Source organism: Candidatus Frackibacter sp. WG13, assembly GCF_900114655.1.
Classification (GTDB): domain Bacteria; phylum Bacillota; class Halanaerobiia; order Halobacteroidales; family Acetohalobiaceae; genus Frackibacter.
Genome location: NZ_FOTT01000002.1, coordinates 154,721 through 167,423, shown reverse-complemented (window position 1 = coordinate 167,423; position 12,703 = coordinate 154,721). Strand labels below are relative to the sequence as shown.

Sequence of the window (12,703 nt, the reverse complement as noted above, 5' to 3'; positions counted from 1 at the left end):
TTATCCTCTACTAAACATATAATTAGAGATTCCTTTATAAATTCCTGCTTAATTACTAAAATTATTTTGAAAAATAAAAATATTGAATGCATTAAATATAAATAACCCCCTCTGAATATTCAGAGGGGGCTTCTAATTCAATTTAGTTAAAAATCGACGCCTAAAGTAGTAGTAATTTTCTCTTCATCCTCTTGCCAACCGTCGTAATTATGGTTTTCATACTCAACATCTATATAAGTATTCTCAGCTAGGTCATAGCTAGCAACTAAATCCAAATATTCATCTTCATCAGTTGATTTGTCAGCATCATACATAGCATAAGCAAAATCAATATTTAACTTATCTGTTAAGTCAAAATTGATACCTGGCTTAATTACCTCTACCTTATCGTTTCTATAGAGCGCAGCTGCAGTATCAACAAATACAGAGTCATCTTGGTCAAGTACAGCCTGGTCTGCAACAAATCCTTTTTCAGCAGTTGCATATTCTAAGGAAGTAGTGATACCTGGGAATAACTGATCAGTTACAAAATTAACATCTAATACATTAGCACTATCATTTATTTTCGCATCTACATTTCCAAATAAGACTGATGCCTCTCCAAAGCTATGCTTTTTATCTAATTTTACTGTGTAACCTTGATAACCAGCATTGTAATCGATATAGTTCAATGTTACGCCATCAATCAAGCCTAAATTTGTTACTGTACCTTCTGCAAAGAATACATCCTTACCTTCACCGCTATATCCAGATTTAGCCGAAATGTTATCTGCTGTATAAGCCAATCTAACAAATTCATTAGCACCCTCTTCAATATCATAGAGCAAATTATTAGCAGCTGCTTCATTCATACGACCAACTCTTAAAGCTAAAGGACCAAAAGCATCCTCTACGTTAATCCACATCTGATCAACTCTACCTTCAAGACCAGCAGCATCAGAAGAATCGTCAAACTGCAGACTATAGTCTAATTCAGTAAAGGCACTTACTTTATCGTTAATCTTAGCATTTAAGTACAGATCTAAATCTCCATATGTGCTACTTAATGACTTACCTACAGTCCCTACGTTAGGATCGGTATTCGGGTCAACATATTGATTCTCCATCTCTAAATTACCGTTAAAAGTTACTTTAGTTGCAGCCATAGCTGGCAGAGCTAATGCTACGACTAAAGCAATCGTTAGTATAAGCGAAAACTTCTTCATTCTATTTCCCCCTTGATTGTCTTTATCTTAATTTTTAGTTGAACTATTATCCAGATAAGTGAGTTTCCTTGTTTCCTCACTTAACTACATTCTGAATAATAGACCTAGTTATGTTTATTAAAATTATCCTCTTAATATTCGCGACCAATCTTCGAATTTCACCTCCTTTCAATCACTTAATTAAGACGGATAATCAATATTAAAACCACGTATTAAATTCCATAATATTACATACATTCAATATATATATTCACTGTCTTTGATGTAAATTCCTTCCAAATTAATGCAATGAATTATTCTTCGTTTAAATCAACTTCAAAAATTTGACTATCATGTTCTAATATATTCTAAGATAGTCATAAATATTAATCTAAAGTCTCTTTTTATAAAAGAAAAAAGTCGTAACCTATCACTAGGCTACGACCTTTGATTGCTTATTTTGTTTTTCTCTATAAATGACCATTAATAAGGCGATTATGACCCAAAATAATTTTGCAGTCTCCGAATCACCTAAATTATAAAAGGTTAGACCGTGAATTAAGAAAGCTAATATCCCGGCTAACAGACCTAAAATAGCATTAATCCAATATTTATCTTCTAAATTTCTCAACAATTCAAAACCAACTTTGAATATATAAGAAACTAAGAATGTAAATGCACCTAAACCTATTATTCCTGTCTCAGCTAAAATATTCATTACAATATTATGTGCATAATGCCGTTTTTTCACTCTAGCTTCTGGCAGCATATATTTCTTAGGATACAATTCTGAAAACATCCCTAAACCTACCCCAGTTAAAGGATAATCACGAAACATATTAAAAGCACTCTTCCACATTAGTAACCTTTCTTTATTAGAACTATTATCTAAATCAATAATAGTAGAAGCTCGTTGATAAAAAGAAGGGATTAAAGCTAATGCCAAAATAACTAGTACCATAAACCAGATAATTAACTTCTTATTCTTAAATATACTTAAAAAAGCAACTCCTCCTAATATAGCTAACCAAGTCCCGCGTGTATTGGTAAAGATTAGACTCAAACTAGTTATACCTAAAGTAATTAACGATAATAATCTATTCTTCATAGATAAATCATTAAAATTAAAAGTTATTAATAAAGGTAAGATTAGAACCATTATACTCCCATAGGTTAATGTTAAGAAAAATCCACTTGCCCTTTCAATTTCCAAAAAATAATGTTGATAAATACTATAAATGGAGGCAATACTAATTGATAGTATAAAAAAGATAAATATCTTTTTGACTAATTCCAATCTTGTAACACTATTAAATATCATATAATAAATTAAAACAGGAATTATTACTTCCCCAAATGCCTGCCAACTTATATTCATATTGTGAGAAAAAAGAATAGAGATTAAATTTGCCAATAAATATAATAATATAGATAATTCCATGCCTGTTTTTAAATATTTTAATCCTTCTCTTTCCTTAATTAATTTAATTACTAAACCAATAAAAACTAATCCCAATCCAATATTTGAACCAGCAGTAGATATTGCTATCATTAAAGCATATAAAATCAACCCAAAACAGATTAATTTATTCTCAAACAATAATAACACCACCATCTTTCTATATCAATTTTAAATATATATTTTCTATTTCCCCAACCATATTACTTAATGTAAAATTATTCATAACTCGCTGGCACCCTTTATATCCTATTCTTTCCCTTAATTCAGGCTTGCTAAGCAAAGTCACCATAGCTTTAACTAATTCTTCTTTATCATCTACAGAGAATAATAATCCAGTAGTTTCATCAGTAACAATCTCTTTTAACCCACCAACTGCACTAGCAATTACTGGTTTGCTCATTGCCATCGCTTCAATAGCAACTATTCCAAATGCTTCTTTTTTAGTTGGAAAAACCATAACATCAAACGCCTTCATCAATTGGGGTATATCACTTCTAAAACCTGTTAAAACCACTCTATCTTTTAAATCTAAATTTGTAATCAACTCTTTAAGTTTACGCTCATAGTGCTTGTCATTCGTTACATCATCACCTACAATTAAATATTTAACCTTTAATTTTTTATTATCAACTTCAGCTGCTGCTTTAATCAATAACTCTTGATTCTTATTCCCCCCTAAACGGCCTACTGTTCCAACAATTAATTCATCATCTTTTATCTCAAACTCTTCTTTTACACTTTTACTATCAATTAATTCCGGATTAAACCTATTAATATCAACACCATTATATACCACTTCTACTTTTGACTCAAGAATGACATCCGGATCAATAATCTTTTCTTTAACCCTATTAGAAACTGCAATAAACTTATCAATATTCATATATAATCTTTTGTGTGCAAAAGTATCTCCTAAAGAAGATAGACTATGCCTAGTAGCTATTACTTTTCCTCTTTTAGCTATCCCTTTAGCCATAGCACCTAACCAATAATCAATACCAGTATGGCAGTGTATAATATCTATTTCCTTTTCTTTAATAATTTTCACTAAGTTATATAAAGAGAATAAGTCTAACACATTCTTTAATGGTAAACTTCTTAAGTCAGTATCTAAATTTTTAAAGTTCTTAACTATCCTATCCTTAACTACCACTGTTAAGTTATGTCCACGTTCTATTAACCTCTCTGTCAAATGATAAAGATGTACTTCTCCGCCTCCATAAAATTTCGCCGCACTAATTTGGAGTATATTTAAACTTTTGTTCTTCACTAAATCAACTCCTAAGTTATAACCTTTCTTCTATTGCTCTTAATACTTCCTTAACTGTAATCTCTTTCATACACTCATGATTCCTATCACATTCATGATTTCTAGCAGTGTGATTTCCACAAGGAACACAATCTAATTCTTGCTTTTGAATTACTTTATGTTCTTTGCCATAAGGACCAAAAACTTCATGGTCAGACGGTCCAAATAAAGCAACAACCGAAGTCCCTATCCCAACACTAATATGCATAGGTCCAGTATCATTAGTAATTAACAGGTCACATCGTTCCAATAAAGCAGCTAATTCTAAAATTGAAGTCTTACCTACTGCGTTTATCATCTTTTTATCATTCTTTATATATTTATTTATAGCTTCTATCTTCCTCTTTAGGTCCCCCCAAAAAAATAATATTAACTCCTAATTCATCTACTAATTTATTTCCTAATTCAACGAACTTTTGAATCGGCCAACACTTAACTTCAAATCTAGCTCCAACATTCAATCCTATCAACTTATTATCTCCATGACCAACCTTATGCTTCAATAAAAATTGATTCGCAAACCTTTTTTGAGTTTCATTTATACAAACTTCTAACCCTTTATGTAGATTAGTATTTAAATTTAAAATTTTTGCTACTTGTAAATAATAATCTACATTGTGCATCTGTCTTTTAGGCGAAAAATAATCTGTATAAAATTTTCCTCTCTTTTTTCTAGCAAACCCTATCCTTTTCTTAGCACCACTTAACCAACTAAATAAAGCAATATTTTTATTATCTTGTAATCCAATTACTAAGTCATATTTCTCTTTTCTAATTTTTTTAATATATTTAAAATACCCTTTATATCTATCTAAACTTCTAGGCGGTCCCTCTTTACTAAAGTAAATAAACTTATCAATATAAGGAGAACTTTTAATTATATTTGCAGTCTTGTCCCAAATACTCATATGAATTTCTGCCTGTGGATAACTTTCTTTTAAAACTCTTATTAATGGAGTTGAAAAAACTAGGTCACCTATCGCTAAATAATTCATAATTAATATTTTATCATATATGTTATTCATCATTTATTTCCTCCACCATCTCTTCAACATTTTCTAAAACTTCACCCACATCCAGTTCTTTCATACATTCCCATTCGCGCTCACTACACTCTTTCTCATGACAAGGTTGACAGTCCAAATCCAGAGTGATTACTTGATGTTCATCACCATACGGACGATAACGCCACGTTTCTGTAGGACCAAATAGAGCTACTACCTTAGCCCCCATAGCTACTGCCATATGCATCGGTCCTGTATCACCACTGATTACTACATCCAGTTCAGCCTCTAAAGCAGCTAATTGTAATAAAGTAGTCTTACCTGCCGCAATTAGTACTTCTTCTTTCATCTTCTGCCTAATTAATTCTGCGTCTTCTACATCTCCAGGACCTCCTAAAATTATAACCTTGTATCCTTGTTGTACCAACGCGTCTCCCAACTGAGCAAACTTTTCTCGTGGCCAACGTTTTGTCGGCCAATTACCACCAATATTTAACCCTATCACTCTATCGTTAGACTCAACACCTAACTTAGCTAAAAAATCTTTTATTTCCTCTTTCTCTCGTTCATTTACATACATCTCTAATCCTTCATCATATATATCTTTCACTTCGGGTAAAGCCCGAGCAATATCTAAATAATAATTTACCCGATGTTGTTTGTCATTTGGATAAACAGGGTCAGTATAAAAAAACTTTCTACTCCAATGACGAGCAAAACCAATCCGCCGCGGCGCTCCACTTAACTTCGCTAATAAGGCTAATCTAGGATTATCTTGCAGGGTAATAGTTAGGTCAGCATTTACAGCCCGTAACTCCTTAATATAGCTTAAATAACCCGATAATGAACTATGATCCCCTTTCTTATCAAAAGGAATGATTCGGTCTATATGAGGATTATACCTTAAAATATCGACTAACTGCTTCTGAATACTAATCTCTATTTCTGCATCCGGATAGTTCTTACTTAAAGTCTTAAGTAAAGGGGTAATAAATACTAAGTCTCCAATAGCCAAAAAATCAAGGATTAAGATTTTTTCTATTCTACTTTGCTTCATAGTACTCACCATCTAATTCCTTTTTTATTCGCTCTAATACAGCATGATTATTCTCTTGGTTAGGCTCTTCTTTATTCCCATTAACTAAGTACTTATATCTAAAATAGTATAAAAATTTATCGATCATCTCATAATCAACTTCATCAAAGATTGATTCAGCAATTTGTTGTGGCAATTGATTTAATTTAGAAACATGATTGACCACACCTTCTACATTATAATTAGCCTTTCCTAAAGTAATTACTGGTTTATACTTTAATAAAGCTTCAATGCCTACACTAGAATTTATAGTAATCACCAATTGACTAGCTTCTATAAGATCAGCCACATCATAATCTGTAACAAAGATAATATTCTTATCTTCATATTTCTTCTTTAAATCAGAATAATCAATCCGTCCAAAATCTGAAGGATGTTCTTTGACTACCAACCAATAATCTTTATTATTACGCTGGTTGAATTTTTCTAATGCCCCATAGCAGATATCAACTAATTCATACATATTATCTATATTAGGTGAATTAATTAAAACCTGTGTATCGGTATAAACTTGAAAAGGTAAAAAGAGAAAGTCGTTTGGCAAATCAATCTCTGCTTGTTTCTGAACCTGCCTCTTCTTTACTACATTTGTTAAACGGTCCATTCTTAGGTCACGAGTTTCAATCTCTATACCATGTATTTGAGCTATAGCTTCTTGAGAAGGCTCTTCTTTCATAAAGAATTCTTTCTCTTTATTAGATAAAGAACTAACCGCATTAACTCCTTGTGAATCAATCTCTAATGTATTAGGAAATTGACCACTTTCAAAATAGAGAGCCTTTATACTAAATTCTTTAGCCAATCTAGTAACTAAAGCTGGCGCCAAATTAGTACCATTCCAAACTATTACTAAATCAATATCATGCTCATTATAAAAATCTGTTAAAAACCTTTCCCATAACTTAGCTTTGACATGTAAAAACTTCTTATAAACCTTATGCAATAGATTCTTCCCTTTAAATTTAGCCTTAAATCGCAAATAGGTAAAATTCATCAAATCTTCAATTTTATCTTTACTTAAATAATCAGTTCCACCAAACTTCGTAACTCCTCGTCGCAAAAGATCTGCTTCTTTCAATAAATATGTATTATACTTCTCACCTAAATTCTGTGCTAAAAAATTAAAATACTCTTCTTGGTGGCTATTGTACACAAAGAATAAAATATTGTCCGACATCTTCAGTCCTCCTGTGGTTTCCTAGCCTAACTTATCAGCTTATTAATATATTCAATCACAGTTTCTACTTTAATCTGGTCAATATCATCACTTGGACTCTTAATCACTAAGTTCTGCCCTTGATATGGACCATAGCGAGCAGGTCTGGTCGGTCCAAATAAAGCAATCAAAGGAGTCCCTACAGCCACTCCCATATGCATAGGTCCGGTATCTCCAGTTACTAATAAATCTATTCTCTTTAATAAACAACTTAACTCTTTTAAAGTAGTCTTCCCGGCTAGATTAATTGCTTTCGTCTCCATTTTATTAATAATTCTTTTGACTTTATCCTTATCTACTGGGGCACCTAAGACCAAAACCCTTGCTTGCAGATTATCATTAATCCAATCTCCAACCTGAGCAAACTTATCTTCCGACCACTCCTTATCCTCTCTACTTGTCGCCGGATTAAATGCTATTAATAATTCATCATTCTGAATCTTATATTTTTCTACTAAGCGTTTAATATAATCTTCATCTTTCTTAGAACTAGCTATCATGAATTCCTTTTCGTATTCAGCAGGGTCTACTTCTATCAGTTCTAATAAGCTCAAGTATTCATCTACAGCATGTAACTCTAAATTTTCCTTTATCTTATCTGTATATAATAAAGAGACCAACTGCTTATCAATCCCAATTCTCTTCCTAGCCCTGGTCAAATACGATAATATTCCACTTCGAAAGACACCATGTAGGTCTATAACTAAATCAAACTCTTTTCCCTTTAGCTTACTAATAAGAGGAGATAAAGACTTAAGAGCAGAGACTATTCCTTCCTCTCTGCGTAGATTCTTAAACTTATCCTTATTAAATAAGATAACTTCATTTAAATCTGGATTTCCTGTTACCATATCTTTTGACTTAGCCTCTACTAAATAAGCTAAATAAGAATTAGGATATCTCTCTCTCAATATTCTTATTACAGGAGTAGTCATTAAGACATCCCCTATTGAACTTAATCTCACTATCAAGATTTTCAACCTAAATCACTCTCCACCTTTAATTAAAAACTCAGAAATCAAATTAATATTCTCCTTTATTGCTCCTTGATTAGCTATAATTAATCTTTTAGCATTCTCTCCTACCCTTGTTAAATGGTCCTTATCAGCTAGCAAAGATTTAGCCTTCGCAACTAATTCAGTTTGTGACTTCACCTTAAAACCAACCCCTTCTTGCTCTAGTAATTCCGCACTCTCTTGACAATTATAATTATGTGGTCCAAATAGAACTGGATTACCCTGAGCAGCTGGTTCTAAAAGATTATGTCCTCCCTGATCAATCAAAGTTCCACCAATAAAGACGATACTTCCTAAGACATATACTTTAGTTAATTCACCAATCGTATCTAAAATTATGACCTCTGCTTCACGACTACTCTTATTAACTAATTCAGTCTTTTTAACGGTCACAAACCCATAATCCTGACAGAGATTAACAATGTCAGCGGCTCGTTCAATATGCCTTGGTGCTATTAACAAGATTAAGTCATCAAATTCTTCCTTTAATTCTTGATAACTTTTTAATATTATCTCTTCCTCGCCTGGATGAGTGCTCCCTGCTATAAAGAGAGGTGTCTCTGATTTAAGATGATATTTCTCTAACAATTGATCGTAATCTGATTCTTGTAAATCTATCTCTAACTGATCGAACTTAATATTTCCTGTTATTTTATATTTATCCTCGTCAAATTCATTACTACAGTATTTCTCTATCTTCTCTAAGTCTGTTTCCGTTTGGACAGTACATTTATCTAATCTCTTCAACATAGCCGGCAATAAACCAGGCAGCCATAAATACTGGCCAATACTCTTCTTACCAATCCAAGTATTAACCATCATTACTTTTTCTCCATATTTTTTAGCAAAATAAACGAAGTTAGGCCATAAATCCGGTTCAACTATTATACTCAATTCCGGTTTTACTTTAGCTAAGACCGGCCCAATAATCCAAAAGAGATCCATCGGTAATAGAATAACTTCAACTTCTTCATCTAACTTATTCTTGGCCATCTGTCGACCAGAATGTGTGCTAGTTGAAAGAACAAACTTCAAATCTAAATTTTCTTCTCTTAACTCGTTAATTAATCTCTTTGCTATATTCACTTCCCCAATCGAAGCAGCATGAATCCAAACTACCTTTTTACCTACTACTGCCTCATAAAATTCAGCAGACAAAAATCCTAACCTATCTCTAATTGCTCTTCTATACTTCTTTCTAAAGATAGCTTTCAACAAATATATAGGTAAAAGAACTAAAGTAAAAATGTGAGTCACTAAATTATAAAGGAAATAGACCAATAACCTTCACCCCTAAACCCCTTTTCTTCGCATCTCTCCAACTAGTCGTTCTACTAATTCAGCATTTCTTGCCGAAGCTCCTTTATTACTCTCAATCATCTCTAAAGCTTGTCTACTCTTAGCCTCTAATTCATCTTCGTTACTTAAATAATACAGCATCTTCTCTTTTAGTTCTTCTACATCACTAACCTGAATTCCTACCTCATGCTCTAAGACCAAGCTTGTACTCTCTTTAAAATTAAACATATGCGATCCAAAGAAGACCAGCTTACCATGAGCAGCAGGTTCTAAGATATTATGACCACCTTTTTTAATTAAGCTACCGCCGATAAATACCAAATCAGCTATGCCATATATTTGAGCCAACTCGCCGATTGTATTTAGCAGAATCACCGACTCCTCTTCAGGATTTCTCGTTTCAATTTCAGTCCTACGAACTAAATCAATCCCCGCTTTTTGATACAGATCCTCTATTTCATCAACCCGCTTAATATGCCGCGGTGCTAAGATCATAACTAAATCTTCAAACTCTGCTTTCAACTCTTTATAAACAGGAATTAATTGCTCCTCCTCATTAGGATGAGTACTACCAATTACTAAAACAGGCTGATTAGGATCTATCTTAAATTCATCATAGATTTTTTCCTCCGCCTCCGAATCAGGCTCAGCATAGGTCTGGTCAAACTTAGTGTTGCCATTATTAACTACCTTCTCTTCATCTGCTCCTAACTCAGTGATATATTTCACATCCTGTTCAGACTGCATACTTAAAAAGTCGATATTAGCTAACATATCCTTCATAATTGGCCCTAAATATTTATACTTTTTCGCACTATCATCACTAATTCTACCATTCACTAGCATTACTTTGCTGCCTAACTCCTTAGCATACCTAATTAGATTAGGCCATAGCTCCGTCTCGGTAATGACTATTAACTCCGGTTTAAGCAGTTTCAAGACTCGCTTTATCACCCACGAAAAGTCTAACGGAAAGTAGATAATCTCATCAGCTTCTTCAACTATCTTATCTGCCATCTCCTGACCGGTATCCGTAACCGTCGAAAAGAGAATCTTATGCTCCGGAAAGTGCTCCTTAATCTCAGTAACCACTGAACTAGCGGCTACTGTCTCTCCTACTGAAACAGCATGAATCCAAATTAAGTCTTCATCTCGTAAATAATGAAGACTTTCCGGCAGATAACCTAACCTCTCCTTTAGCCCCACTCTATACTTACCTTTAAAGATCATCTTATAGATCAAAACTGGTAGAAATAATATAAATGCTCCTATTAATACTAAGTCATACAATAGATACCAAACCATCCTTACCCCTCATTTACTTAATATTTTAAGTTAAAGTTTAGCTTCCCTGTCTCTTCTATAAAGTCCACGCTAACTCCAACTTCCATACAATCGTATACTCGCTTAATTGCTAAATGTTGATCTTTTCCACTTTCATCAATTAATTCATTATTAATTAAATCATAATCTAAATCACTACTTATCTGCCAATAGGCATTATTCTTTGTAGGCGTTCTATACTCTAATTTTACTCTAATACTATCATATTGCTGGTCATCTAAGCCATACTTTAGATCACCAGTTATATTTAAATGTGCTCCTTGGTCGAAACGATTTCTATAACCTAGTCCAAGTACCATATTCTCTTTAGTACCTACCCTATCATCTCTTAAAGGAGCCTCTCCGGAGACTTCACGATAATCATAACCCAACCTTGCAGTAGTAGTATTAGTCAATGAATATTTATAGATACCATTATAGTCATAATATTTGTATTTATCTCCATTTTCATAATTAAATTGATGTCCCCTTACTTGCCAATCAAAGATTTGTTTATCACTCAATCTAAATGGATGGCCGTTAAAAATCAACCTATAATAATGTCTCCAGCCCTCATAATCTCCATCTTTATCTTCATCTAAATCTTCAAAATCATATGGACCCGGTGGTTGACCTATATCTTTAACATAATCAAAATCGAATCTAAGATCAGCTAACACTGGAGATTGCTTATTTAAGTCAAAATTAAACTCATAAGTCTTATACTCTTCACCTGAACTATAATCTGCCTTGCGTATATCAGTTCCTAACCCCAAACGAGTAGTTGGGGTTAATCTATAATTATTCTTCCATAGTCTCAATCTCACATCACTACGATTCGCTTCTTGACCTCCGTCTTCATTATGACCATAGCCACTCTCTAACTGCCAGTTAACTTTAGTTTCATCTAATAAAGACCCTGTAGTACCGTTAAGTTTTAACCTGCTATCCCACCCTTCAGCACGATCATACGTAAGCATAGGACTTAGCTTTAGATCATCGGTCAAATCATATTTGTAATCTAGAGCTACCTCATCTGTAGCCTTCGAAGTTGCTTTCAGTCTAATATCTCCTTCTAACTTTGAGTTAACATAATGTTGATAATTAAACTGCATATAGAAACCATCATCAGTATTATACCCAAAACTTGGCAGTGGTGTCAAATCATTAGTCTTTAAAGAAGTTCTATAACGAGGATAGGTCATAACATGATAACCACCTAACCAAACCTCTACGTCCTTAGCAATTAACTCTTCACCTGGATAGATAGTCGCTTCTCTAGCTATCAACTCATAATGTGCTTCTGGATTCTTACAAGAAGTAAGCTTAGCCCTCTTTAACTTAAGATCATCATCTACTATCTTTATCTCTTGACCAGCAAACTTCTTCTTCCCCATTGTCCCTTTCGCTTTTAGAAGTTCACCTTTCTTGCTCTCGTAATTATAAGTTAATCTCTCACCATTTAATCTTTCATTCTTCTTCGCTTCCTTCTTCTTAATAAGGATAACATTGCCTATTGCTAAGACATCTTTCGTCTCCATATCAATCTCTAATTCATCAGCTATAATAGTAGTATCTTTAAAATCAACCTTAACCTTTCCTTTAGCCCTAACCATATTCTCCGCTCGGTCCAAGACTAAATTATTAGCTTCAATGCTATAAGGTGACTCTTTCGCTCCAACTGGAATGATAACCATAAAAATTAATATTAAGCTTAATACCGCTACCTTTCTTATCACTTAATACACCTCTTCCTAATCTACAAAAAAACCTACTACCCTCTTAAATTCTATA

9 protein-coding genes and 1 pseudogene are annotated in these 12,703 nt (G+C 33.2%); all 10 read right to left on the bottom strand.

Translation table 11 applies throughout. From position 1 onward, the window contains the following. Positions 1 to 146: 146 nt before the first annotated feature. Positions 147 to 1,205, bottom strand: coding sequence for a porin (locus BM077_RS02355; RefSeq protein WP_089747721.1), 1,059 nt, complete (start codon positions 1,203 to 1,205; stop codon positions 147 to 149). Between the two features lie 412 nt (positions 1,206 to 1,617). Next, the gene (locus BM077_RS02350; protein WP_176941590.1) at positions 1,618 to 2,784 is read right to left on the bottom strand and encodes an O-antigen ligase family protein; all 1,167 of its coding nucleotides are present in this window, start codon (positions 2,782 to 2,784) and stop codon (positions 1,618 to 1,620) included. A 19-nt stretch (positions 2,785 to 2,803) separates the two neighbouring features. Next, positions 2,804 to 3,916 (bottom strand): glycosyltransferase family 4 protein, encoded by a 1,113-nt coding sequence (locus BM077_RS02345; protein ID WP_089747724.1) that lies wholly within the window; start codon positions 3,914 to 3,916, stop codon positions 2,804 to 2,806. 16 nt (positions 3,917 to 3,932) lie between these two features. Then, positions 3,933 to 4,863: pseudogene (locus BM077_RS13950) on the bottom strand (glycosyltransferase family 9 protein). 109 nt (positions 4,864 to 4,972) lie between these two features. Further along, complete coding sequence (gene waaF / locus BM077_RS02330; RefSeq protein ID WP_176941592.1) at positions 4,973 to 6,016, bottom strand: lipopolysaccharide heptosyltransferase II; 1,044 nt, start codon at positions 6,014 to 6,016, stop codon at positions 4,973 to 4,975. Continuing rightward, positions 6,003 to 7,232, bottom strand: a complete 1,230-nt coding sequence (locus BM077_RS02325) for a capsular polysaccharide export protein, LipB/KpsS family (RefSeq protein ID WP_089747732.1) — start codon at positions 7,230 to 7,232, stop codon at positions 6,003 to 6,005. Before BM077_RS02325 ends, waaF begins: the two co-directional genes overlap by 14 nt. Before the next feature lie 26 nt (positions 7,233 to 7,258). Further along, positions 7,259 to 8,206, bottom strand: coding sequence for a glycosyltransferase family 9 protein (locus BM077_RS02320; protein ID WP_089747735.1), 948 nt, complete (start codon positions 8,204 to 8,206; stop codon positions 7,259 to 7,261). Between the two features lie 51 nt (positions 8,207 to 8,257). After that, entirely contained in the window at positions 8,258 to 9,568 is a 1,311-nt protein-coding gene (locus BM077_RS02315; RefSeq protein WP_089747740.1) for a 3-deoxy-D-manno-octulosonic acid transferase, read from the bottom strand. A gap of 12 nt (positions 9,569 to 9,580) precedes the next feature. Continuing rightward, positions 9,581 to 10,891, bottom strand: a complete 1,311-nt coding sequence (locus BM077_RS02310; protein ID WP_089747742.1) for a 3-deoxy-D-manno-octulosonic acid transferase — start codon at positions 10,889 to 10,891, stop codon at positions 9,581 to 9,583. 17 nt (positions 10,892 to 10,908) lie between these two features. Continuing rightward, the gene (locus BM077_RS02305; RefSeq protein WP_089747745.1) at positions 10,909 to 12,648 is read right to left on the bottom strand and encodes an LptA/OstA family protein; all 1,740 of its coding nucleotides are present in this window, start codon (positions 12,646 to 12,648) and stop codon (positions 10,909 to 10,911) included. Positions 12,649 to 12,703: the final 55 nt, after the last annotated feature.